Consider the following 24,712-nt stretch of genomic DNA (forward strand, 5'->3'; position numbering starts at 1 on the left):
CCTCCGGCGTCTTGAGCGATCCCGGCTCAGGGGATCACTTCTGCTCCGTTCCGGCCGGAAAACAGCGCGGTTCCGCTCCGTACGGCCGATGCGCACGCCAGGGCGAGCTGCTGCAGCCCTGTCACGTCGACGTGTGCGTCCCAGCGGCCGTGCAGCCAGCCGCGCACGATGGTCGAGCTTTGGGCGTAGAGCCTGTCGAGTTCCGGCCCGACGTCGACCGGAGCGGCCTGCTCCGTGCAGGTGCACTCGGCCCGGGAGAAGTAGTCGGCCAGCCGGGGCGCGTACACCCAGTCCACGCTCGGACGAAGCCTCTTGCGTACGACCGTCTCGGTGCCGTCGTGCACACGTTCCCGGCCTCCTCGCGCATACAGGCAAGTGCCCACCACGAAACCTGCGACAACACGTTGCCACTGCTCTCCCGCAACCGCGCAGGTATGGCTCAGGCAGACTTCCAGGATGTCCCAGAGCTGTTCCCTGTCGGGCAGCCGTAGGCCCAGATTGTTGCGGTTGCCGTTCTCGGCATCACGCCCCTGGTCAATCAGGTCATGAGCGAGCACGGCAACCATCGTGGCCTCGTCGACGATGTCCCGAAAACGTTCCGAGAGGTCATCCTGGACGGTGTAGATATGCACCCCTATGTCGGCGCCCCTGATCCGGATGTACTCCTCGGTGCTGAAGAGAGCGGGCAGTTGGAGGATTCCGGTCAGGTTGTCGACGAGCTGTACCGCCCCGCACTCCGCTTGCGCGGCGACCACCAGCTCGCCCTCGTCCCCGTGCAGCCGCACGCATTCCCGGGACGCTGCCACCGCGTCCCGGGCGAGCCGCCCGATCTCCCGCACGTGTGGCGTGGTTCCCGCGTAGTACTCGCTGATTCCTGCCAGAACACCCCAGAAGAATGTCGTCCTGGCTTCGAGAGCGGTGCTCGACTCGGGCGCGGTGCACAGAGCGGTGAACAGCCCCGACATCTCCATCGCGAACGAGTAATGAGCCGTACGGTCCACGGCCCGTTGGCACCACTGCTGGGCCCGGCCGACGGAGAACTCCCCCCGTATCCCCATCAGCGGCGGACTCGACGAGCTGCGCGTCAGCCGGTCGCACGCGACGGCCAACAGCCCGCCTGTGTCCCTGCCGAGCAGTGTCTGCCAGTTCACCGGGCCCGGCTCACGGCGCAGTAAGGCGCGCACGGCCTCGAGATCGGGGGACCGAACCGCATCCAGGTGCGAGCTCGGCGACCGCAACACGGATCGACTGGCATTGGCGGTCTCTGCCTCGATCGCATGGCAAAGCATTCGGGACAATGCCATCGCATCAGGGTCAGAAAGGAGAGAGTCGACCGAATTGCGCCACTTGGTGGTTTCGTGGTTCGGTGCGGCCTGCCCAGGAGTTCCGGGGCTTTTGGGGCTCGTCAAACTCGCCAGATCACCCATCTGAAGCTCCCTTTGCTCGGAGCCTGCCTTGGCGAGAGCGCATGCCAGAGATGGGCAGAGGCTTCATCAAGCTCATCGTGCTGATCTCCCGTCGCGTATTCAAGACCTGGCATGAACAGCCTTTTTCAGGTCTTTCGGCTTGGGTAGAACACGGAATCGGAGGCCTCGGGGGAGTGCGCGCCGCCGGCGGGCGCATGCCAGGGCCGGGGTGAGGCACGCCCACTGAGGTGTGCGTGCCCGATCAGGGGGACGGCCCCAGGCAGCTGGCCAGGAGCAGAGCCTTCACGATGCCCTCCGGGTGCGGAGTCGACCAGGTCCATGAACTACGCGCTGTGCTCCATACGCTGCGACCGCAGCGTGGCTGAGTCGTGCACGAACTGGGCCTCGTCAACCGCGCACCGGGCGGAGTCGTCGGCCATGGTCTTCACGGCGACCATCGGGTGGCGCAGAGAATCGGTGGCCACCACCGCCACGACCGCGTCATCGGGGGCGAGGTCGTGGATCGCCTCTACCTTCTAGTGCCGCTGTGGGTTTCGTCAACTGTTCGAGGCGGGCTGGAGCTGGTGCGAGGCACCGTGGCGGACCATCGCGAAGAGCCCTTCGGGCAGAAAGCCCGTCGGGCAGAGGCTTGTCCCACGTTCTGTTGCGCGGAGCGCGTTCCTGAGTCACACCGGCGGGCATCGCGGACATCAGCACACCACCCCCCAGGGGCCCCGGGTGCGACACCGCTCATGTCCACAATTTGCCCTGACGGCCCACCACTTCGCACCATGCGATGATTTCCAGCCGTCGGAAAGGGAGTGCGGCCCGGCGCGCGGAGTGGACGTCATGGCCGCTGGATGCGCGTCCGCACCCTCCACGCTGCCGGTGCGCCGCTGGCACCAGGCCCGATTCCGGCAGCAGTGGCGGCGGTTCGTTACCGAGACAGGATGTTCGACCCGAGCGCCCACGACGCGGCGCACTCCGGGGGACCACGGCGGCGGCCCGCGGGCAGGGTGTCGCCGCACGTGCGACGACCGCCCTGGCCCGCTGCGAAGGCCGGGTTCCTCCCGGAGGGCGTCTCCTCAGGCAGTTGCGGTGGTCGTACGCCTGACGTACAGGCGCCACGCCGCGCCCAGGGCGAGCGTCGCCCCCAGGAACAACACCGTGAACCACTGGAAGTACCAGTGCCCGCCCGTCGGGTCGTACACCGCGGCCCGCGGCCAGGCCAGGTTGACGGTCATGAACAGGCCGTACAGGAGGGCCAGGGCGTTGATCGGGATGCCCCAGCGGCCGAGGGAGAAGAGCTTGGCGCCCGTCTCGTCCGTGCCGTCGGTGGTGAACTCGCCGCGCAGGCGGCGGATCAGCAGCGGGCCGGTGACCATCGCGTAGGCCAGGTACAGCATCACGATGCAGGTCGTGCCGATGGCCAGGAACGCGTCCGGCGAGGCGAAGTTGAGCAGGAGGAGGGCCGCCGCCAGGAGGCCGACCACGAGGGCCGGGGCGCTCGGCATGCCCGTGCGCGGGTTGACGCGCGCGAGGCGGCCGGAGAAGGGGAGCTGGCCGTCGCGGGCCATGGAGAACAGCATCCGGCAGGCCGCCGTCTGGATCGCCAGGGTCGCCACGGCGATCGCCACCACCACGTCGGCCAGCAGGGCCCGGCCCACGCCGTCGCCCAGGCTGCTGGTGAGGACGTAGCTGAGCCCCTCGACGCCCAGGCGCCCGTCGGTGAGGCTGGGCGCGGCGAGCAGTCCGCCGAGGACGATCAGGGTGGCGAGCAGACCGGCCGCGCCGAGCGCGACGAGGATGGTGCGGGGCGCGGTGCGCCGCGGGTGGTGTGTCTCCTCGCTCATCTCGCCCGCGCTGTCGAAGCCGATCATCACGTACGCCGCCGCCATCGAGCCCACCAGCAGCGCGCCGAGCAGACCCGGCTGGGCGGCGCCCTCCGTGTGGAAGGTGATGCCGGGGGTGCGCTCGGAGTGGGTCAGCAGCAGGACGATGATCAGGCCCGCGCCGATGATCTCCGCGGTGACGCCGATGCGGTTGATCACGGACATCACGCGGTTGTCCATGATGTTCACCAGCGTGGTCAGGGCCAGCAGGATCACACCGAGGACGGCCGCGTTGGCCGCGCCGTCGGCGGAGGTGGGCGCGGAGTCGGTGCCGATCAGCTGGAAGCCGGACCAGATCGCGGGCAGCACGATCTGCAGGGCCAGCGCCGCCGCCGCGACCACCACGATCTGCCCGATGACCATGATCCAGCCGGCGAACCAGCCGAAGGTGAGGTTCGAAAGACGCGAGGACCACTGGTAGATCGCGCCCGAGATCGGATAGCGCGCGGCCAGCTCGGCGAAGCAGGCGGCCACCAGCAGTTGCCCGATCAGCACCGCCGGCCAGGTCCAGAAGAAGACGGGGCCGCCGAACGCGTACCCGAAGGCGAAGAACTGGAAGACGGTGGTCAGGACGGAGATGAAGGAGAACCCGGCCGCGAACGACGCGTACCGGCCCAGGCTGCGGTGCAGTTCCTGGCGGTAGCCGAACTCCGTGAGGGAGCGGTCGTCCGGGGAGTGCGGTGGGTCGGGGCGTACGTCGGAGGGGGTGGTTGTCGTCACGGCGGCACCTGCCTTCGGCGCAGGAGAGGGCGAGTGGGAAAAAGAATTCCTGTCGAGCGACAGAAATTAGGGACGGGCTGTTTCTGCCGCGTGACGCAGCCGTGTCCGGGGCGGGCCGAAGTGCTCACGCCCTCACTTCGAGCACTCCAACGCGATACATCGTGTCTCTTGACCGGTCCGCAAGGACACCAGCACGAAGATCAACTACGGCTCGCTCTACACCGTCGTCCAGAACCTGGAGAAGCACGGCTTCGCCGAGGTCACCGACGTGGAGCGGCAGGGCAACCGTCCCGAGCGCACCGTCTACGGGCTCACCGAGGCCGGGCGCGAGGAGATGACCGAGTGGATGTCCGACCTGGTGGCCGTTCCTGGTGGAGACCGAGTACCAACTGCACATCCTTGGAGACCTGACCGGGGCATGAACAGACCCCGGCCAGGCTGTTGCAGCAGCCCCACCGGGGTCTCGAACCTCGAACCGACTCCGCGGCATCAACACCTTCTTGCTGCTGCCGCTGACCTTCCTGTCCAGCGCCTTCATGGCGCCCGCGCAGATGCCTGGATACGGAACATCGCCGACTTCGACCCGCTCGACTGGGCGATGGTGGCGGGCCGTTCGGCGATGTCGGCGGACCCCGACTGGGGTGACGTGCTCGGTCGGGGAGGGGCTCTGCTCGCGCTGGCGGTGGCGGCGGTATGGCTGTCGATCCGTACCTTCCGCTCCTACCAGCGGTCCGTGTAGTTCCCCGTGGGTCAGGAGGGCGCCGAGACGCCCTCCTGCTCCGCCTCGATACGTGCGTTCCACTCCCGCTTGGCGGCCTGCCAGCCGTCCTCGTTGTGGCCGAGCCGCCAGTAACCGGAGATCGAGAGGTCCTCGCGGGGGATCTCGCGCTCGACCCGCAGCAGCCGGCGCAGCTCCTTCACGAAGGCCGCCTCACCGTGCACGAACGCGTGCACGCGGCCCTCGGGGAACTCCAGCGCCCGGACCGCCTCGACCAGGGCCTCGCCGATGGGCCGGCTCCCGCGATGCAGCCAGATGACCTCCACGTCGGAGTCGATCTTCTGCTCCTCCTCGGGGCCCGCGACCTCGACGAAGGCGTACGCCGTGGCGCCCTCGGGCAGCGCCTCCAGGGAACGGGCGATGGCCGGCAGCGCGCTCTCGTCCCCGACGAGCAGATGCCAGTCGGCGTCGGCGTCGGGCGCGTAGGCGCCGCCGGGACCCATGAAGGGCACCGTCTCGCCCGGCCGCACCCGCAGCGCCCAGGGGCCGGCCAGGCCCTCGTCGCCGTGGATCACGAAGTCCAGGGTCAGCTCGCGGTGTTCGGGATCCCAGGCGCGCACGGTGTACGTCCGCGTCACCGGCCACTGCTCGCGCGGGAACTCCTCGCGGATGCGCTGCATGTCGAACGGCTCCGGGTAGGTCGCGCCCCCGGCCGGGAAAAGCAGCTTCACATAGTGGTCGGTGCAGGTGTCCGCCGAGAATTCGGCCAGCCCCTCGCCGCCGAGGACCACACGCTGCATGTGCGGGGTCAGCCGCTCGGTACGGATGACCTGCGCGGTGCGGGCCGTACGCGGCTTGCGGCCCGGTTGTTCTGCCATGGCGGCCTCCCTGGGTCCCTCTGGTTAGGCTTACCTAAGTTAGCATCTCCCCCCGGTGAATGCCCCCTCATGCGAGAGGTCTCGCGATCTCTTGTGCAGAAGTTTGCTCTTCTTGGCTCGGGAATTCCGTCCCGCGGGCGAGATCATTGATTACGCCACGAGGGTGGCGAGCAATCGCCGCAATGATCCACCCAAGCCCCAACGGGCCGCCAGCGCGTCCAGCGTCACGGAATCGCGGGGCACGCGCGGCAGTGTCGTGTCCACGTCCGGCAGCGGGACGTCGTCCGCGACCCGGACGACCTTCGGCGCCACCGCCAGATACGGCCGCGACTCGTCAAGTCGTTTGCGCTGCGACGGCGTGAGCTTCGCCCTCGGGTCCTCGACCGCGGCCATGATCCCGGCCAGGTCGCCGAACTCGGCGAGCAGTTTCGCCGCCGTCTTCTCGCCGATCCCGGGCACGCCGGGCAGGCCGTCGCTCGGGTCGCCGCGCAGCAGCGCCAGATCCGCGTACCCCCGGCCGTCGACCCCGTACTTCTCGCGCAGCCACGCCTCATCGGTCAACTGCAACGTGCCCACCCCCTTGAGCGGGTAGAGCACGCGCACCCCGCGCCCGTCGTCCACCAGTTGGTAGAGATCGCGGTCGCCGGTGACGATGTCGACCGGGCCCTTGGCACGCGCGGTGAACGTGCCGATCACGTCGTCGGCCTCGTATCCGGCCACGCCCACGCGTGCGATGCCGAGCGCGTCCAGGACGGCCTCGATGATCGGCACCTGCGGCGAGAGGGTGTCCGGCACCTCCTCCTCGTCCGGGCCCACTTCGTGTTCCTCGGCGACGCGGTGCGCCTTGTAGGAGGGAATCAGGTCGACCCGCCACTGGGGCCGCCAGTCGGCGTCCATGCAGGCCACCAGGTGATCGGGGTGATGGTCCCGGACGAGGCGGTCGATGAATTCCAGCAGCCCGCGCACGGCGTTCACCGATGTGCCGTCGGGGGCCTTCACGGAGTCCGGGACGCCGAAGTAGGCGCGAAAGTACAGCGAGGCGGTGTCGAGCAGCATCAGTTGTCCGGTCACGTCACGCATCATGCCGTACGTGACGGACAGGAACCGCCGGTGTTGACTCCGCCGCCGCAGGTATCGGCTGAGGTAAACGTCATGTGAAGTGAGGCACGCTCGCGTTTGGCTTGAACTCGCCCGGGCAGGCGCCGCCACGGAGCGATGTCGGTTGCGCATTCAACGGTTTGCGCCCCTTCGTCTCCTTTTGGCAGTCGAGACGAGAGGTACGCGTGTCATCCAGGCTTGAGGCAGAACATCTGCACAAGGTGTTCGGAAGACGACCGGGTGAGGCAGTCGAACGGCTCCGGAAAGGAGCCGACCGCGAGGAACTTCGCGCCGACGGCACCACCGCCGCCGTGATCGACGCCTCCTTCACAGTGGAACCGGGCGAGACCTTCGTCGTCATGGGTCTGTCCGGATCCGGCAAGTCCACGCTCCTGCGCATGCTCAACGGCCTGCTCGAGCCGACCGCGGGCCACGTCCGTTTCGACGGCCAGGACCTGACCGCGCTCAGCGACCGCGAACTGCGCGAGGTCCGTGCCAGGAAGATCAGCATGGTCTTCCAGCACTTCGCGCTCTTCCCGCACCGCAGCGTCCGCGACAACGCCGCCTACGGACTGGAAGTGCAGGGCGTGCCCCGCGCCGAGCGCGAACGCCGCGCCGACGAGGCGCTCGCCCTGTGTGGCCTGGCCGGGTGGGAGAAGTACTGGCCCGACGAGCTGTCCGGCGGCATGAAGCAGCGCGTGGGGCTTGCCCGCGCCCTGGCCACGGACGCCGATCTGCTGCTGATGGACGAGTCCTTCAGCGCGCTCGACCCGCTGATCCGCCGCGACATGCAGGACCAGCTGATCGACCTGCAGAAAGAGCTGAAGAAGACGATCGTCTTCATCACCCACGACCTCAACGAGGCCATGCGCCTGGGCGACCGCATCGCCGTCATGCGCGACGGCCGTATCGTCCAGATCGGCACCGCGGAGGACATCCTCGTCCGCCCGGCGAACGACTACGTCGCCTCCTTCATCCAGGACGTCGACCGCTCCCGCGTCCTGACCGCGTCCGCGGTCATGGACACCCAGCTGCGTGGCGACGAGGCCGACTGCGGCTGCGAGACCGCGAGGCCCGAGACGCCGTTCAACGAACTGTGTGCGATCAGCGCCCGCGTGTCGCACGCGGTGGCCGTTCTCGACGCGAAGCGGGGGCTCGTGGGCGTCGTACCGAGACAGCGCCTCGTCGGGTTCCTGGGGGACGAGCAGGGCGACCCCGTGCCGTGCGACTCCCCGCAGGACAAGGGCGGGGCGAAGGCGGTGGCCCGTGCCTAGGATTCCGCTCGGCGACTGGGTCAACGACGCGGTCAACTGGCTGCTCGGCCACATGTCCTGGCTCTTCAACTTCCTCAAGGACGTCTTCACCGGCACCTACGACGGCATCCTCGCCGTCCTCCAGGCCCCCGAGCCGCTGCTGCTGGCGGGTATCTTCGCCGTGATCGCCTTCTGGCTGCGCGGCACGACGGCCGGTGTGCTCGCCTTCGTGGGATTCGCCTTCATCGACTCCCTCGAACTGTGGGACCACGCGATGATGACCTTGTCGCTCGTTCTCGTGGCGACGCTCATCGCGCTGGTGATCTCCGTTCCGGTGGGCATCTGGGCGGCGCGCTCCGACCGGGTCAGCGGACTCGTCCGCCCGGTGCTGGACTTCATGCAGACGCTGCCCGCGATGATCTACCTCATCCCGGCGATCCTGTTCTTCGGTACCGGTGCCCCCGCCGGCATCGTGGCCACCTTGATCTTCGCGCTGGCCCCCGGCGTCCGCATGACCGAGCTGGGCATCCGCCAGGTCGACGAGGAACTGGTCGAGGCCGCGGACGCGTTCGGCACCACTCCCGGCAAGACGCTGTTGCGCATCCAGCTGCCGCTGGCGCTGCCCACCGTGATGGCGGGTGTCAACCAGGTCATCATGCTGGGCCTGTCCATGGCGGCCATCGCGGGCATGGTCGGCACCGAGGGCCTGGGCGCCGACGTCAACCAGGCGATCGGCCAGGTCAACATCGGTCTCGGCTCCGAGTCCGGCGTCGCCATCGTGATCCTCGCGATCTACCTCGACCGCATGACCAGCGCCTTGGGCACCTACGTCTCCCCGCTGGGCCGCCGCGCCGCCGCCAAGGCGCGTGCCACCGAGGGCCTGAAGATCTGGTCGTACCGGCCCCGCCCGCAGATCGCCGTGATCGGTGTCGTGGTCCTCGCCCTCGTGGCGGGCGGCATGGGCATCTTCGGCGGCAACTCGGGCGGTACCACCACGGCCGCCGTCGCCAGTGGCAAGGACATCGGCCAGGGCAAGAAGATCAGCATCGGCTACATCCCGTGGGACGAGGGCGTCGCCTCCACCTTCCTGTGGAAGGAGATCCTGGAGGAGCGTGGCTACCAGGTCGACGCAAAGCAGTTCGACGCGGGTCCGCTCTACACCTCTCTCGCCCAGGGCGACGTCGACTTCCAGACGGACGCCTGGCTGCCGACCACGCACGAGCAGTACTGGAAGAAGTACGGCAAGCAGCTCGACGACCTCGGTGCCTGGTACGGGCAGACCTCCCTGGAGCTGAGCGTGCCCTCCTACATGAAGGGCATCGACTCCCTGGAGGACCTCAAGGGCAAGGCCTCCGAGTTCGGCGGCAAGATCACCGGCATCGAGTCCAGCGCCGGCGAGATGAGCCTGCTCAAGAGCAAGGTCCTCAAGGAGTACGGGCTCGACAAGGAGTACAAGGTCGTCGCCAGCTCCACGCCCGCGATGCTGGCCGAGCTGAAGCGCGCGTACGCCAAGCAGGAGCCCATCGTCGTCACGCTGTGGTCGCCGCACTGGGCGTACAACGACTACAAGCTGACGAAGCTGAAGGACCCGAAGGGCGCCTGGGGCAAGGGCGACGGGGTGCACACGATCTCCCGCAAGGGCTTCGCGCAGGACGACCCGGTCGTCGGCGAGTGGCTCAAGAACTTCAAGATGACCGAGACGCAGCTCACCAGCCTCGAGGCGGAGATCAACAAGGCGGGCAAGGGCAAGCAGCAGGACGGCGTGCGCGCCTGGCTGAAGCAGAACGCCGGCGTCGTCGACAAGCTGGCTCCGGTCAAGAGCTCCTCGTCCGGCACGCCGGCCGAGGCGAAGCGCCCGGTGAACGTCGCCTGGTTCCCCTGGGACGAGGACATCGCCGTCACGTACCTGTGGAAGAACGTCCTGGCGCGGCGCGGCTACACACTCAACCTCAAGCAGATGGACGTGGGCCCCGTCTACGCGGGTCTGGGCTCCGGCGACCTCGACGTCAACTTCGACGCGTGGCTGCCGTATGCCCAGTCGAACTACTGGAACAAGTACAAGAACGACCTGGCAGACCTCGGCACCTGGTACCAGCCGACCTCGCTGGAGATCGCCGTGCCCTCGTACGTCAAGGGCGTCAAGTCCCTGGAGGACCTCAAGGGCAAGGCCGGCACCTTCGACGGGAAGATCATCGGTATCGAGCCGGGCACCGGCGAGATGAACCTGCTCAAGACGAAGGTGCTGCCGGGCTACGGCCTGGACAAGGAGTACAAGGTCGTCGACGGCTCCACGCCCGCGATGCTGGCCGAGCTGAAGCGCGCGTACGCCCAGAAGGAGCCGATCGCCGTCGTCCTGTGGTCACCGCACTGGGCCTACAGCGAGTACAAGCTCACCAAGCTGGCAGACCAGAAGAAGCTGTTCGGTGAGGGCAACACGATCCGCACCATCTCCAACAAGAGTTTCCCCGGGAAATACCCGCAGCTCACGAAGTGGATCAAGAACTTCAAGATGACCGAGGCCGAACTCGGCAGCTTGGAGAGCGAGATCAGGAAGGCCGGCCAGGGCCACGAACCCGAAGCCGTCGAAACCTGGCTCGAGCAGCACCCGGGATACGCGGAGAAGATGACGCCGTAAGAGCGTTCCGGCTCCCGGGCTCGTAATGTGGCAGGCGGTCCCTCCTGGCGGGGCCGCCTGTTCCGCGTCCACGGTAAGGATCCGGCCAACCACATAGCGCTACGCCACTACCCGGGCTTCGCCGCATCGTGCAAGCTGACAGGCGCGGGACACGGCCGGGAACACCCCGAGCCGCTCGAGCATTGAACTGAACGCCACCCTTTTCGTGCTGATCGAAGCTCGGCGTTGGCGCGAACTGTGAGGTCCGGGGGTACCCAGTGTGTCGCCGATGTGACGGGTGCATGAAACGGTTTGCCGAACGTGCGTAGGGTGCAGACAACTCATCAAAGGGCGGTGCGGACCGACGAGCGAAGGAGGGAGCCGGAGCGATGGGCGACCACAAAGAACAGCCCCTTCGGGTGGGCGCGGCCGTACGGCGCCGGCGCCGATCGCTGGAGCTCACTCTCGCCGTCGTGGCCGAGCGCAGTGGCCTGTCGGTCCCGTTCCTGAGCCAGATCGAGAACGAGCGGGCCCGCCCCAGCAGAAGTTCCCTGGAAAAGGTGGCCGACGCCCTGCGCACCACCGCCGTCGAACTCCTCGCCGCCGCCGACCCGGCGTGCAGCGTCGACGTCGTACGCGCGGACGGCGCCGAGCCGACGCCCGCCCCCCAGGCGCGTTCCCTGGTGCGCGGTCACCATCAGATGCACGCCTCGGAGTTCACCGGCGACCACGACGCGGGCCGTGAATTCCAGTACCGCAACGACCAGTTGATGTACGTGGCCGACGGCGCCGTGGAGATCGAGGCGGAGGGCCGCGCCTACCGTCTTGGCCGCGGCGACACCCTGTACCTGACCGGCGGGGTCCGCCACCGCTGGCGGGCCACGGTGGCGGACACCCGTGTGGTCGTCGTCGCGGTGGCCGAGCACATCGAGGCGGTCCGGGACCGCCCGCGCCGGTGAGAGGAACATGCTGGTGAGGGTCGTCTCGCTCGTCCCGTCCCTCACGGAGGCCGTCGCGGCGACGGTCCCCGCCGCGCTGGCCGGCGTCACCGACTGGTGCACGCATCCGGCGGACCTGGACGTCACGCGTATCGGCGGCACCAAGAACCCGAAGGTCGACCGGATCCTCGCGCTCGCCCCCGACCTGGTGATCGCCAACGAGGAGGAGAACCGCGTCCCCGACCTGGAGGCCCTGCGCGCGGCGGGCGTCGAGGTGCTGGTGACCGAGGTGCGCGACGTACCGCAGGCCTTCCGCGAACTCGCCCGGGTGCTGGAGGCCTGTGGGGCAGGCGCACGCCCGCGCTGGCTGGACGAGGCGGAGCAGGCCTGGTCGGCGCTGCCCCTGCCGGAGCACCGCACGACAGCGGTCGTACCGATCTGGCGCCGCCCGTGGATGGTGCTGGGCCGGGACACGTTCGCGGGCGACGTACTGACCCGCCTGGGCGTCGACCACCTGTACGCGACGCACGCCGAGCGCTATCCCCGCGTCCCCGTCGAGGACCTCCGGGCGGCAGCGCCGGACGTGGTGGTCCTCCCGGACGAGCCCTACCTCTTCACCCCCGACGACGGCCCGGAGGCCTTCCCGGGCCTGCCGTGCGCGCTGGTCAGCGGACGGCTCCTGACGTGGTACGGACCCTCGCTGGCCGAGGCGCCACGGGTGCTGGGCGAGGCGCTGCGAGCAGCTCGCCGCTGACCAGGCCGCGCGCGGTGTGCACGGCGGCGGTCGCCCAGGCGGCGAGCAGGACGAGGCAGAGCGCGACCGCGAGCCCGTCGTAGACGAGCAGTCCGGTGTGCCGGGCCAGCGCCTCGGCCCCCGTGACGCAGGTGCCCACCGGGAAGGTGAACGCCCACCAGGTCATCGCGAACCCCATGCCCTGCCGCCGGGCACGCAGCACGTGGGCGGTGGCGAAGCCGAACCACAGCAGCGCGAAGCCCATGACGGGGACGCCGTAGAGGACGGCGAGGACGTCGAAGCCCTGGCTGTAGGGAGCCGGTACGACACCGGGTGCCACGTCCGCGAAGTTGCCGACGGCGGTGGTGGACTGGCCGAGCGGCCCGAGGACCAGGAACAGGGTCGGGGTGAGGGCGAGCGGCAGGGGCCCGCCGGTGACGAGCCGACCGAAGATCAGCGGAAGCATGAGCAGGGTCGCGAGCAGACTCAGCCCGAACATCGCGACACAGGCGAGCAGCAGCGTCTCGCGCGCCTGACCGGCCGGCAGATACGGCACGAGGAGCGGCCCGAGCGCGGCGGACACCATGGGCGCGACGACGGGCAGCAGCCACACGGGCGTCGCCTCCGCCGGCGCTGTCCGACGGCGTACGGCCATGAGGTACGGCACGGCGACGGCGGCGGCAAGTCCCACGACCGTCCCGGCGCCGAAGAGCACGGCGTCGAGAGCCACCGCCGCCCGTGTCCCGATCCAGTCCTGGCCGACGGTGATCGCACCGCCGCCGACGGCGAGCAGGGCCATGGCGAGACAGCCGTAGAAGGGGGCCACTGCCGGATCGAGGAGATGCGCGCGGGCCCGGTCGCGATGGTGCCTCCAGTGCAGGGCCCGGGCGCACAGCAGGACGAGCAGCAGGACCAGGGAGAAGGCCCAGACGGCGGCGCAGGCGGTGCGCAGGCCGGGGACGCGCACGGGCAGGGCGATACCTGCGGTGGCGACGATGGCGGTGCCCATGACGGAGGCGTACCAGTTCGGTCCGAGGTGTCGGACGGCGAGGACCATGTGTCCACGGTCTCGCCGCCGAAGGGCCGCGACCAGGGAGTCCGTCTCTATGAGGACATAAGCTGTCTTTATGAGCAGTACGGAGAGACAGGGGCAGGGTCAGGAGCAGGGACATTCCCGGCCGGTGGCGCACCGGGTGCCGGATCTCGGGGCGCTGGAGCTGTTGCTGGCGGTGGCGCGGCTGGGGAGTCTGGGCGGGGCGGCGCGCGAGATGGGGATCACGCAGCCGGCGGCCAGCAGCCGGATCCGCTCGATGGAACGGCAGTTGGGTGTGGCGCTGGTGGACCGTTCACCGCGCGGCTCCCGGCTGACGGACGCCGGTGCCCTGGTGACGGACTGGGCGCGGCGGATCGTGGAGGCGGCGGAGGCCTTCGACGCGGGGGCGCAGGCACTGCGGGACCGCCGGGACTCCCGGCTGCGGGTGGCGGCGAGTATGACCATCGCCGAGTACCTGCTGCCGGGCTGGCTGCTCGCGCTGCGCGCCCAGCGGCCGGACACGGCGGTGTCACTGCTCGCGGGGAACTCGGCGGCGGTGGCGGAGCGGCTGCTGGCGGACGAGGCGGACCTCGGGTTCGTGGAGGGGCTCACCGTGCCGACGGGCCTGGACTCCGTGGTCATCGCCCACGACCACCTGATAGTGGTGACGGCACCCAAGCATCCCTGGGCGCGCCGGCGCCGCCCACTGGAGGCGTCGGAGCTGGCGGCGACGCCCTTGATCCTGCGGGAGAAGGGTTCGGGCACGCGGCAGGTGCTGGACACCGCGCTGGGCGGGCTGGCCCGGCCACTGATCGAGCTGTCGTCCACTACGGCGGTGAAGGCGGCGGTGGTGAGCGGGGCGGGGCCGGCGGTACTCAGCGAACTGGCCGTGGGGGAGGAGTTGGCGATGCGCCGCCTGGTGAGTGTGCCGGTAGCGGGGGTTGCGCTGGCCCGGGACCTGCGAGCGGTGTGGCCCACGGGGCACCGGCCGGTGGGGCCGGCGAGGGAGCTGTTGTCGTTGACGCGGGGGTAGGACGCGGGGTAGGTGGGGTGGCGGTACTGGGGGCTCCGCCCCCAGACCCCCGGCCTATGCCCACCCACCACCCGACTCGCAATCCCAGCCCGTCCGGCGTTTGAGGACGAGGCCGTTCAGGCCGATCGGGGTCCAGGGGCGGAGCCCCTGGGGATGGGACGGGTAGGGGCGGCGGGGGCGAAAACCCTTCGCGCGTCGCGACCGCGGCCCCGCACGCCTTCGTGAAGGCCGTCAGCGGGGACACCAACCCGCACAGCCCGGACCTCCATCGCGCCGAGGCCCGCAACGCCGCCGCGCTCCCGCCCAGCGTGCCCGCACCCCGCCTCCTCGGCGCCTACGACGACGGCACCTGGGTCGCCCTCACCTTCGAGGACGTGGCCGGGCGCCAGCCTCATGTCCCCTGGCGGGAGGGCGAGTTGCGGCGCGTCCTGGACGCCGTGGGGGAACTCAGCCGCGCCCTCACACTCTCCCCGCTCGACGCCCCGCCCGCCGCCACGGCCCTCGCGGACACCTTCGACGGCTGGCGGCAACTGCTCGACGGCGACGCGGACACCGGCTTCCCCGGCGGCCTTCCCACCGACCTCCCCGCCCGCCTCGGCCCCTGGACCGCCACCCACCTGCCCCGCCTCGCCGAACTCGCCGCCCCCTGGCCCGAGGCCGTCACCGGCGACACGCTCGCCCACGCCGACCTGCGCGCCGACAACATCCTGCTCACCGGCGACACCGGCGACACCGGCGACACCGGCGACACCGGCGACACCGGCGACACCGGCGACACCGGCGAAAACGGGGACAGCGGCGACCACGACGACCGCGCCGTCTTCGTCGACTGGCCGCACGCCGTACGTGCCGCACCGTGGTTCGACCTGCTGGTCATGCTGCCGTGCGTGCGGGCCCAGGGCGGCCCGGACCCGGAGGAGCTCTTCACCGCGCACCCCCTCGGCCGGGCCGCCGACCCGGACGCCGTCACGGCCGCCCTCGCGGGCCTCGCCGGGTTCTTCCTGCGGCACTCCCTGCTGCCCACGCCCCCGGGCATCCCCACGCTGCGCGCCTTCCAGCGGGCCCAGGGCGACGTGGCCCTGGCCTGGCTCAGGCAGCGGCTCACCTGGTCGTAGCGGCCTCGATCAGCGCCCGCATCACCCGCAGGTCGTCGCCCATCTCCGGATGCCACTGCACACCCACCACCCAGGGCGGACCGGGAAGCTCCACGGCCTCCACCGTCCCGTCGGCCGCGTACGCCGAGGGGATCAGGCCTGCGCCGAGGCGGTCCACGGCCTGGTGGTGGAAGGTCGGCACCGAGGTCTCCTCCGGGACGACATCGCCGTACAGCGTGCCCGGGACGGGCTTCACCGGGTGCCGGCCGAAGACGCCGGGCACCTCCGCGTGCCCGTCGATGTGCTGGACGAGGGTGCCGCCCAGGGCGACGTTCAGCAGCTGCATGCCCCGGCAGATGCCCAGCAGCGGGATCCGCGCGGCCTGAGCCGCCTCGATCAGGGCGAGCTCCCAGGCGTCCCGGGCACGTGCGGGCGGTCCGGTGCGGGGGTGGGCCTGAGCGCCGTAGCGGACCGGTTCGACGTCCGGGCCGCCCGCGATCACCAGGCCGTCGAGGCGGGCGACGGTCGCGGCGGCGTGCTCCGGGTCGTCCGGCGGGAGCAGCGCGGCCAGACCGCCCGCGCGCTGCACGAGACGCGGGTACCCGGCGGGCAGCAGTGCCGCCTCCAGCTCCCACACACCCCAGCGCGCACCGGCCTCCAGGTACGTACTGACACCGATCAACGGCCTGCCCGACATGTACCTCTCCGACCTCTCCGACCTCTCAAAGGACATCTGCCATACCTTTTCATGGTGGACCTTTTCATGGTGGCAGACCGCGTTGTCACGCCAGGAACCCCCGCAACAGCGCCGCCGTCCCCGCGCAGTGCTCCCGCATCATCTCCCGCGCCCCGTCCGCGTCCCCGTCCAGGACCGCCTCGACCAGCGCGGTGTGCTGGCGCTGCGAGTGCTCCAGGTTGCGGACCAGCAGCGGGATGCAGTCGAGGAGGTCGTTCACCGACGCCCGTACCGCCGCGTACCGCGCGGTCAGCGTCGGCGAGCCGCACAGCTCGGCGAGTGTGAGGTGGAGCATCGTGTCCAGACGGCGGTACTCGGACAGCGGCGCGTCCTGCGTGGCGGCCAGAGCCTCCCGCAGCCGGGCCGACTGCTGAGCCGACAGGCCGTGTGTGGCGCACAGACCCGCTGCGCCCACCTCGAGGACCTCCCGGAAGCGAAGGACATCCTCGATGTCGACCTCGGCGATCCGCCGGCGCAGCTCGTCCTCGCCGCCCGCGTCCGTGCGGGGCAGCACGAACGTTCCGCCGTACCGCCCGCGCCGCGATTCGACCAGGCCCTGGTCCTGGAGCACCTTCAGCACCTCGCGCAGCGTCACCCGGCTGATCCCGAGCCGTTCCGCCAGCTCGCGCTCCGCGGGCAGCCGCTCGCCGCCCGGAACCAGGCCGAGCCGGACGACCTGGAGGATCTGCTCCAGTGCCTCCTCGAAGCCGTTGCCCGCCCGCACCGGCCGCAGCACCGGCGTCAGCCGGTCGTCCGGGCCGCCGTCCGCGTCCACCGACATGTGGCCGTGCCCCCTTCCCAAGCAATGGTTCTGAGCAATACCTTATGGCTTCCGGCTGACCGAAGAAGCCGAAGGAGGCTTTCCCGTGGCAGACCGCACACCCCCGCTGGCAATCGAGGAGCTGCACGCCCTCGTCGCGAGCGGTGAGATCGACACTGTTGTCCTGGCCTTCCCCGATATGCAAGGGCGGCTCCAGGGCAAGCGGTTCGCCGCCCGTTTCTTCCTCGACGAGGTCCTCCACCACGGCACCGAGGGCTGCAACTACCTCCTCGCCGTCGACACCGAGATGAACACCGTCGACGGGTACGCCATGTCCTCCTGGGAACGGGGTTACGGCGACTTCGCCATGCACCCCGACCTGTCCACCCTGCGCCGCGTGCCCTGGAACGCCGGTACGGCGATGCTGATCGCCGACCTCGCCTGGGACGACGGCTCGCCCGTCGTCGCCGCCCCCCGCCAGATCCTGCGCCGCCAGCTGGACCGCCTCGCCGAGCACGGCTTCACCGCGAACGTCGGCACGGAGCTGGAGTTCATCGTCTTCAAGGACACCTACGAGCAGGCGTGGGACGCCCAGTACAGAGGGCTGACGCCGGTCAACCAGTACAACATCGACTACTCGGTGCTCGGGACGGGCCGGATCGAGCCGCTGCTGCGCCGCATCCGCAACGAGATGGCCGCCGCAGGCCTCACCGTCGAGTCCGCCAAGGGCGAGTGCAACCCCGGCCAGCACGAGATCGTCTTCCGCTACGACGATGCCCTGGTCACCTGTGACCAGCACGCCGTCTACAAGACCGGCGCCAAGGAGATCGCCGCCCAGGAGGGCGTCTCGCTCACCTTCATGGCCAAGTACAACGAGCGCGAGGGCAACTCCTGCCACATCCACCTCTCGCTCGCGGACGCGGCCGGCAACAACGCCATGGCCGCGGACAGCGACGACGGCATGTCGGAGGTCATGCGCTACTTCCTCGCCGGACAGCTCGCCGCACTCCGCGACTTCTCCCTGCTCTACGCCCCCAACATCAACTCCTACAAGCGGTTCCAGCCGGGCTCCTTCGCCCCGACCGCCGTCGCCTGGGGCCACGACAACCGGACCTGCTCCCTGCGGGTGGTCGGCCACGGCCGCTCCCTGCGCTTCGAGAACCGGCTGCCCGGCGGCGACGTCAACCCGCACCTCGCGGTGGCGGGACTGGTGGCGGCGGGCCTGTACGGCATCGAGCAGAAGCTTGAGCTGCCGGACGCCTGCCCGGGCAACGCGTACACCGCCGACTACGCCCACGTCCCCAGCACGCTCCGCGAGGCCGCCGAGCTCTGGGAGAACAGCCCGATCGCCAAGGCCGCGTTCGGCGACGAGGTCGTCGCGCACTACCGCAACATGGCGCGCGTCGAACTGGACGCCTTCGACGCCGCGATCACCGACTGGGAGCTGCGCCGCTCCTTCGAACGCCTGTGAGGCCCCTGTTGTCTGCCGAGCACACGCTGGACGTACTGAACCCCGCGACCGAGGAGATCGTCGCCACCGTCCCGGCCGCGACCGCCGCCGACGTGGACGCGGCCGTCGTACGCGCCACGAAGGCGCAGACCGCATGGGCCGCCCTCGCGCCCGGCGACCGGGCCCGGCTGCTGCGCCGGTTCGCCGTCGCCGTGGACGAACACCTCGAAGAACTCGCCCAGTTGGAGGTCCGGGAGGCCGGACACACCGTCGGCAACGCCCGCTGGGAGGCGGGCAACGTCCGCGACCTGCTCGACTACGCGGCCGGGGGAGTGGAGCGGCTGACCGGACGCCAGATCCCGGTCGCCGGCGGCCTCGACATCACGATCCTCGAACCGCTGGGCGTCGTCGGCGTCATCGCACCCTGGAACTTCCCCATGCCGATCGCGGCCTGGGGCACCGCCCCGGCCCTCGCGGCCGGCAACGCGGTGATCCTCAAGCCCGCCGAGACGACCCCGCTGACCGCCCTCCGCCTCGCCGAACTCGCCCTGGAGGCCGGTCTGCCCCAGGGGTTGTTCCAGGTGCTGCCCGGACACGGCTCCGTCGCGGGGAACGCGCTCGTCGAGCACCCCGGCGTGGCGAAGATCGTCTTCACCGGGTCGACGGCCGTGGGCAAACAGGTGGCGGCGAAGGGCTCGGCGCTCCTCAAGCCCGTCACCCTCGAACTCGGCGGCAAGAGCCCCAACATCGTCTTCGCCGACGCCGACCTCGAATCCGCCGCGGCCGCCGCCCCCATGGCCTTCCTCGACAACTCCGGCCAGGACTGCTGCGCCCGCACCCGCATCCTCGTCCAGCGCGGCGCCTACGACCGCTTCCTGGACCTCCTCGCACCCGCGATCGAGTCGGTCCGCGTCGGCGACCCCGCCGACGAGCAGATCCAGATGGGCCCGCTGATCTCCAAGGTCCAGCTGGAACGGGTCCGTTCGTACGTGACGGACGATCTGAACGGCATCCGCGGCAAGGCCCCCGAAGGCCCGGGCTTCTGGTTCCCGCCCACCGTCCTGACCGGTGTCGACCCGCACGCGCGCGTGGCCGTCGAGGAGGTCTTCGGCCCGGTCGCCGTGGTCCTCCCCTTCGAGGACGAGGCGGACGCCGTGGCACTGGCCAACGCCACCGACTACGGCCTGGCCGGCTCCATCTGGACCCGGGACGTCGGCCGCGCCCTGCGGGTGTCCAGCGCCGTCCGGGCCGGCAACCTGTCCGTCAACTCGCACTCCAGCGTCCGCTACTGGACCCCCTTCGGCGGCTTCAAGCAGTCCGGCATCGGCCGCGAGCTGGGCCCGGACGCCCTCACCGCCTTCACCGAAACCAAGAACGTCTTCATCAGTACGGAGGGCCCCGCACAGTGACGTCATCCCCTCAGTCCACCGAAGCCATCATCTGCCGCCGCCTCGTGGGCCGCACCGCCGTCATCACCGGAGCCGGCAGCGGCATCGGCCTCGCCACCGCGCGCCGGCTCGCCTCCGAGGGCGCGCACGTCGTCTGCGGCGACGTCGACGAGGCCCGCGGCAAGGCGGCAGCCGACGAGATCGGCGGGACCTTCGTGAAGGTCGACGTCACCGACCCCGAGCAGGTCGAGGCGCTGTTCAAGACGGCGTACGACACGTACGGCAGCGTCGACATCGCCTTCAACAACGCCGGCATCTCCCCGCCCGACGACGACTCCATCCTGGAGACCGGCCTGGAGGCCTGGAAGCGCGTTCAGGAGGTCAACCTCACCTCCGTCTACCTGTGCTGCAAGGCCGCCATCCCCTACATGCGCCGCCAGGGCAAGGGGTCCATCATCAACACGGCGTCCTTCGTGGCCCGGATGGGCGCGGCGACCTCGCAGATCTCGTACACGGCGTCCAAGGGGGGCGTCCTGGCCATGTCCCGTGAACTGGGCGTGCAGTTCGCGCGGGAGGGCATCCGGGTCAACGCCCTGTGCCCCGGGCCGGTCAACACCCCCTTGCTCCAGGAGCTGTTCGCCAAGGATCCGGAGCGGGCCGCCCGCCGCCTCGTCCACATCCCGCTCGGCCGGTTCGCCGAGGCCGAGGAGATCGCCGCCGCCGTCGCCTTCCTGGCCAGCGACGACTCCTCCTTCGTGAACGCCAGCGACTTCCTGGTCGACGGCGGAATCTCGGGGGCATACGTCACGCCCCTGTAGCCCGCGTCCTACAGTTCCCGAATGAGCATGACGCCCCCGCCCGGCTGGTACCCCGACCCCCACGCTCCCCACCTGGAGCGCTGGTGGGACGGGACCGCGTGGACCGATCACCGGCGCGCGCCCGAGGCCCCCGCACCGCCGCAGCCGGCCGGCGGGGGCTCCGGGCGGGCGAAGGTCATCGCCCTCACGACCGCCGCCGTCGTCCTCGTCGCCGCGATCGTCACGGGAGTTGTCGTACTCGGCAAGGGCGACGACGGCGGCGCCCCGGCGACGGAGGCCCTGCCGACGTCGGCGGTGCCCTCGGTCCCCACCGCCACGCCCACGACCGACACCCCGTCCCCCACGGCCACCACGTCCGAGCCGTCCGCCGACGACCCGGCCGTCGTGGTCGACGAACTCAACGGCATCACCCTGCCGTTGCCCGACGGCTGGGTCAGGCCGAGGAACGTCTCCGAGGACGACGTCGTCATGACCACGGACGGCACCTACGACTGCCCCGCGGGCGTCGGCCTGTGCCGGCACGGCATGGTCTTCTCGCGCACGGTGACCGAGAACGACGAGAAGTCCCCCGAGGCCCTCGCCAAGGCGGACATTCCGGAGGCGGCCGACGCCGCCTACGACCGCGACGCCCTGGACCAGCGCCCCTACGGCGGCATCGAGTCCCACCGGACCGTCAGGTCCGGGCCGGTCGCGGTGGCCGGACGCGCGGGGTATCTCGTGCGCTGGCAGGTGACGACGGCCAAGGGCCCCGGCGGCTACGTCCAGTCGCTGGTCTTCCCCTCCAGCGTCGGCAGCGAGTCGCCGGTCCTCGTGCGGTACTTCTTCGACGCGGGAGCGGACGGGCCGCCGCTCGCCGACATGGACCGGATCACCAAGGGGATCCGGGCCGTCGGCGACACGGACCCGGGCGGCGGCGTGGGCAGCAGCATCGGGCCGCAGGGCTGACCCGGCTGTTCCGGCTGTTCCGGCTGTGCCGGCTGTTCCAAAGGAACGGTTTCGGACGAGCTGTTTCAGAGGAAGGTGTGGCCCTCGCCGCGATACGTCGGGACGGTCGCCGTCACCGCGTCCCCCTCGATCAGGTGCAGCGCGTCGAACCGCTCGCACAGCTCACCGGCCTTGGCGTGCCGGAACCACACCTTGTCGCCGAGGAGAAGGTCGTCGGCGGGCGAGCCGAGCAGCGGCGTCTGGACCTCGCCGGGCCCCTCCTGGGGGTCGTACTTCAGCCCTTCCGGCAGATACGGCACCGGCAGCCGGTCGGGCCCGGCCGCACCGGAGGCGGGATAGCCACCGCCGAGCACCGTCACGACCCCCACCCCCGGCCGCCGTACGACGGGCTGGGCGAACAGGGCCGACGGACGGCCGCTGAAGGACGTGTAGTTGTCGAACAGCCGCGGCACGTACAGCCCCGACCCGGCGCCGATCTCGGTCACCGCGTCCTCCACGGCGGTGTGCTGCACACTGCCCGTGCCGCCGCCGTTGACGAACTCCAGGTCCGGCACGACGGCCCGCACCGCGCGCACCACTTCGGCGCGCCGCTCGGCGAGCTCCCGGCGGGCAGTGGCCTGCATGAGCCGGACGGCCCGTGAGCGCACCGGCCGCCCGGCTATGGCGTCCCCGACACCGGCGATGTGCCCCTCGTACGCCATGATCCCGACGACCTTGAATCCCGGCAGCCGGGCCGCGGCGCGGGCCATGTCGGCGATCTGGCCGGGGGAGTGCAGCGGGGAGCGCCGGGCGCCGACGCGCACGCGCCCCCCGAGCAGCTTGAGCGAGGTGTCCAACTCCAGGCAGACGCGGATGACTTCGCGGCCCCCGTCACGTGCGTCGTCGATGAGCTTGAGCTGCGCGGGGTCGTCGATCATGACGGTCACGGCGGCGGCGAGCTTGGGGTCGGCGGCGAGTTCGGCGTATCCGGTGCGGTCGGCGGAGGGATAGGCGAGCAGGATGTCGTCGAATCCGCTGCGGGCCAGCCACAGGGACTCGGCGAGGGTGAAGGACATGATGCCCGCGAAGCCGTCCTTGGCCAGGACGCGTTCGAGCAGGGCACGGCAGCGTACGGACTTGCTGGCGACACGGATCGGTTTGCCGGCGGCCCGGCGGACGAGGTCGTCCGCGTTGGCGTCGAAGGCGTCGAGGTCCACGATCGCGAGAGGGGCGTCGAGATGGGCGGTGGCCCGGTCGTATCGGGCCCGGTCGGCGGCGCGCGCAGTCATGAACGAAGACTGCCAGACAGGATTACCGCGGGGTAGGGGGACGTTCCGGGCAGATGCCCCGGCCTCCCCGGACTGGTTCCCGTTCGCCCAGGAACAAGCCGTAGAGTGACGCGCACGCACGGAGGACGTGCCGCCCCCGGTCGCACGCCCGCGCCGGGATGCCGGTCCATCCATGCGGGTATGCGTGCCCGGACGGACGTCCGCACCGGGCCCGGGCAACGATGTGGGACGGCCCGCGTACGAGGAGACGGCCCGGGCACGAGGAAACGGGGGGTGCATGAGCACCGAAGCACGCCGCGCCTCCATTCCTCCGCGCCCCACCACACCCCCACGGCCCACCGAACCGCCGAAGGCGGGAGACGGGGAGACCGGTGAGACGGGCGCGGAGCGCTCCGACGAGGCAGGACGAGATCGGTCCTCCGGTGCGGCGGGCCACGGGTGGTTCGGAGGGGCGGGGCGGCAGTCGGGTGGGGCTGACAGCGAGGCGGAGCGGAACGGGGAGGACGGCTCCCCTGAGGCCCTTGAATCCCTTGAATCCCTTGAGTCCTTTGAGCCCTTCGGTTCGCGTGGCTCGTCGGGTCCGGCGGAGGGCGGTTCCTCCGGATCGGGCGGTGGGCGTGGTTCGGCAGCTTCGGCGGCGGGCGATTCCCTGGACTCGGGTGGCGTGGACGCTTCGGCTGAGGGCGATTCCCCGGCCTCGCGTGGCCTGGACGCTACGGCCGGTGGTGGTGGCGCCGGTGCCGTGAAGTCGCCCCGGCGCGACAGCGAGACCGACGGGAGCGGGCCCACGCGCGCGTCCCAGGCCATCCGGCCCCACTTCCCGAACCTGCGGCCCCCGTCCACACGGAACCCCGCCCCCACGACCCCACCCCCGCCCCGGGCCTCGACCCGCCTCCCCGACGTCCCCCCGATGGAGGACCGCGAGATGCGCGGGGAAGACACCGGGACGGGAGTACGGGGTACTGGGCCGCCCCGCCCGAACTCCGGATCCGGCTCCGCAGTGCCGGATTCGGGTTCGGGTTCTGTGCTGCCTCGGCCGGGTGCCGGGTCTGGGGTGGCGGGTTCTGTGCCGTCCCGTCCGAGCTCGGGGTCTGGGGCGCCGGCTTCCGTTCCAGCGCGGCCGGGTGCTGCGCTCTCCGGGTCGGGTTCCGTGTCGTCCCGGCCGGGTGCCGGGTCTGGAGTGCCGGATTCGGGTTCGTCTCGGCCGGGCGGTGTGTCCTCCGGGTCGGGTTCTGTGCTGCCTCGGCCGGGTGCCGGGTCTGGGGTGGCGGGTTCTGTGCCGTCCCGTCCGAGCTCGGGGTCTGGGGCGCCGGATTCCGTTCCAGCTCGGCCGGGTGCTGCGCTCTCCGGGTCGGGTTCCGTGTCGTCCCGCCCGAACTCTGGGTCCGGCGTGCCGGATTCCAGGTCGCCTCGGCCGGGCGCTGTGTCCTCCGGGTCAGGTTCCGTGTCGTCCCGGCCGGGCGCCGGGTCCGGGGTTCCGGATTCCAGGTCGCCCCGCCCGAGCCAGGGGTCCGGAGCGCCGGGCTCCGCGCAGCGCTGGTCGAACGCGGCGCCCTCCGCCCCGGGCTCCGTGCCGGCCCGGCCGAGCCACCGGCCCCCGATACCCCCCAGCCGTACTGGCGCACCCGCCGAGACCGCCTCCGAGACGACCTTCCGGATGCGTCCGGTTCCCGCGGACCCCGTGCTGGAGCCGGACAGTCGCGCAGGCGATCCGCCCGCCGAGTCCTACGGACGCAGCGGTTCGACCGGCACGCCGTCCACGGCGCAGGCCGCGACGGGAATCGCCGACGGGCCACAGGGGCCGGACACCCGCGCGGGTTCCGCGACGTCGCCCCGCCCGCCCGGCACTCGCCCGGACGTACCCGCCCGCCCCGACTTCCCACCGTGGCCCCGGCATGACGCTCCGGCCGCGGGTCGCATCGGCGGCCCGCGGACTT

Annotated in this window: 19 protein-coding genes and 2 pseudogenes; 12 read left to right on the top strand and 9 right to left on the bottom strand. The window is 70.9% G+C overall.

Going from position 1 to position 24,712, the window contains the following annotated elements:
• Nucleotides 1–26: 26 nt before the first annotated feature.
• From AB0I77_RS20245 to AB0I77_RS20255, 3 genes are all read right to left on the bottom strand, one after another.
• Entirely contained in the window at nt 27–1,427 is a 1,401-nt protein-coding gene (locus AB0I77_RS20245) for a hypothetical protein (protein ID WP_363283980.1), read from the bottom strand.
• 323 nt (nt 1,428–1,750) lie between these two features.
• Nucleotides 1,751–1,930 (bottom strand): DUF6192 family protein, encoded by a 180-nt coding sequence (locus tag AB0I77_RS20250; protein ID WP_363284072.1) that lies wholly within the window; start codon nt 1,928–1,930, stop codon nt 1,751–1,753.
• Between the two features lie 561 nt (nt 1,931–2,491).
• Nucleotides 2,492–4,018, bottom strand: coding sequence for an amino acid permease (locus AB0I77_RS20255; protein ID WP_363283981.1), 1,527 nt, complete (start codon nt 4,016–4,018; stop codon nt 2,492–2,494).
• Nucleotides 4,019–4,199: 181 nt separating this feature from the next.
• On the opposite strand from AB0I77_RS20255, the pseudogene AB0I77_RS20260 reads away from it, so the two are divergent.
• Nucleotides 4,200–4,388, top strand: a pseudogene (locus tag AB0I77_RS20260) (PadR family transcriptional regulator); the annotation flags it as partial.
• A 109-nt stretch (nt 4,389–4,497) separates the two neighbouring features.
• Nucleotides 4,498–4,757: pseudogene (locus AB0I77_RS20265) on the top strand (ABC transporter permease); the annotation flags it as partial.
• An 11-nt stretch (nt 4,758–4,768) separates the two neighbouring features.
• Here AB0I77_RS20265 and AB0I77_RS20270 read toward each other — a convergent pair.
• On the bottom strand, nt 4,769–5,614 hold the full coding sequence (locus AB0I77_RS20270; RefSeq protein ID WP_363283983.1) for a siderophore-interacting protein: 846 nt from the start codon (nt 5,612–5,614) through the stop codon (nt 4,769–4,771).
• A gap of 150 nt (nt 5,615–5,764) precedes the next feature.
• Nucleotides 5,765–6,694: a 5'-3' exonuclease gene (locus AB0I77_RS20275; protein ID WP_363284073.1), complete on the bottom strand. Its 930-nt coding sequence runs from the start codon at nt 6,692–6,694 to the stop codon at nt 5,765–5,767.
• 203 nt (nt 6,695–6,897) lie between these two features.
• Between AB0I77_RS20275 and AB0I77_RS20280 the strand changes: the two genes are divergently transcribed.
• From AB0I77_RS20280 to AB0I77_RS20295, 4 genes are all read left to right on the top strand, one after another.
• Entirely contained in the window at nt 6,898–7,986 is a 1,089-nt protein-coding gene (locus AB0I77_RS20280; protein WP_363283984.1) for a glycine betaine/L-proline ABC transporter ATP-binding protein, read from the top strand.
• Nucleotides 7,979–10,600, top strand: coding sequence for an ABC transporter permease/substrate binding protein (locus tag AB0I77_RS20285; RefSeq protein ID WP_363283985.1), 2,622 nt, complete (start codon nt 7,979–7,981; stop codon nt 10,598–10,600). The genes AB0I77_RS20280 and AB0I77_RS20285 overlap by 8 nt, the downstream gene beginning before the upstream one ends.
• Before the next feature lie 368 nt (nt 10,601–10,968).
• Nucleotides 10,969–11,538, top strand: a complete 570-nt coding sequence (locus tag AB0I77_RS20290; protein ID WP_363283986.1) for an XRE family transcriptional regulator — start codon at nt 10,969–10,971, stop codon at nt 11,536–11,538.
• A 13-nt stretch (nt 11,539–11,551) separates the two neighbouring features.
• Nucleotides 11,552–12,271, top strand: a complete 720-nt coding sequence (locus AB0I77_RS20295) for a helical backbone metal receptor (RefSeq protein ID WP_363283987.1) — start codon at nt 11,552–11,554, stop codon at nt 12,269–12,271.
• Here the strand turns inward: AB0I77_RS20295 and AB0I77_RS20300 are convergent.
• Nucleotides 12,183–13,307, bottom strand: a complete 1,125-nt coding sequence (locus AB0I77_RS20300) for a TDT family transporter (protein WP_363283988.1) — start codon at nt 13,305–13,307, stop codon at nt 12,183–12,185. The two genes, AB0I77_RS20295 and AB0I77_RS20300, sit on opposite strands and share 89 nt — an antisense overlap.
• A 70-nt stretch (nt 13,308–13,377) precedes the next feature.
• Between AB0I77_RS20300 and AB0I77_RS20305 the strand changes: the two genes are divergently transcribed.
• Together AB0I77_RS20305 and AB0I77_RS20310 are read left to right on the top strand one after the other, a co-directional pair.
• Nucleotides 13,378–14,316: a LysR family transcriptional regulator gene (locus AB0I77_RS20305; protein WP_363283990.1), complete on the top strand. Its 939-nt coding sequence runs from the start codon at nt 13,378–13,380 to the stop codon at nt 14,314–14,316.
• Nucleotides 14,317–14,537: 221 nt separating this feature from the next.
• Nucleotides 14,538–15,431, top strand: coding sequence for an aminoglycoside phosphotransferase family protein (locus AB0I77_RS20310; protein WP_363283992.1), 894 nt, complete (start codon nt 14,538–14,540; stop codon nt 15,429–15,431).
• Here the strand turns inward: AB0I77_RS20310 and AB0I77_RS20315 are convergent.
• Nucleotides 15,418–16,107, bottom strand: a complete 690-nt coding sequence (locus AB0I77_RS20315) for a gamma-glutamyl-gamma-aminobutyrate hydrolase family protein (RefSeq protein ID WP_363283993.1) — start codon at nt 16,105–16,107, stop codon at nt 15,418–15,420. The genes AB0I77_RS20310 and AB0I77_RS20315 overlap by 14 nt on opposite strands.
• 85 nt (nt 16,108–16,192) lie before the next feature.
• Complete coding sequence (locus tag AB0I77_RS20320) at nt 16,193–16,927, bottom strand: FCD domain-containing protein (RefSeq protein ID WP_363283994.1); 735 nt, start codon at nt 16,925–16,927, stop codon at nt 16,193–16,195.
• Nucleotides 16,928–17,012: 85 nt separating this feature from the next.
• On the opposite strand from AB0I77_RS20320, the gene AB0I77_RS20325 reads away from it, so the two are divergent.
• Genes AB0I77_RS20325 through AB0I77_RS20340 form a run of 4 tightly spaced genes read left to right on the top strand, consistent with a single transcriptional unit; the run spans nt 17,013 to nt 21,507 of the window.
• The gene (locus AB0I77_RS20325) at nt 17,013–18,377 is read left to right on the top strand and encodes a glutamine synthetase family protein (protein WP_363283996.1); all 1,365 of its coding nucleotides are present in this window, start codon (nt 17,013–17,015) and stop codon (nt 18,375–18,377) included.
• 8 nt (nt 18,378–18,385) lie between these two features.
• A complete protein-coding gene (locus AB0I77_RS20330; protein ID WP_363283997.1) occupies nt 18,386–19,765 on the top strand; it encodes an aldehyde dehydrogenase family protein in 1,380 nt (459 codons plus the stop codon).
• Complete coding sequence (locus tag AB0I77_RS20335) at nt 19,762–20,562, top strand: 3-oxoacyl-ACP reductase (protein WP_363283998.1); 801 nt, start codon at nt 19,762–19,764, stop codon at nt 20,560–20,562. The genes AB0I77_RS20330 and AB0I77_RS20335 overlap by 4 nt, the downstream gene beginning before the upstream one ends.
• Before the next feature lie 27 nt (nt 20,563–20,589).
• Nucleotides 20,590–21,507, top strand: a complete 918-nt coding sequence (locus AB0I77_RS20340; protein WP_363284074.1) for a DUF2510 domain-containing protein — start codon at nt 20,590–20,592, stop codon at nt 21,505–21,507.
• Between the two features lie 65 nt (nt 21,508–21,572).
• Here the strand turns inward: AB0I77_RS20340 and AB0I77_RS20345 are convergent, their stop codons facing one another.
• Entirely contained in the window at nt 21,573–22,775 is a 1,203-nt protein-coding gene (locus tag AB0I77_RS20345) for an amino acid deaminase/aldolase (RefSeq protein WP_363283999.1), read from the bottom strand.
• Nucleotides 22,776–24,712 lie beyond the last annotated feature (1,937 nt).

The organism is Streptomyces sp. NPDC050619, assembly GCF_040654815.1.
GTDB lineage: Bacteria > Actinomycetota > Actinomycetes > Streptomycetales > Streptomycetaceae > Streptomyces.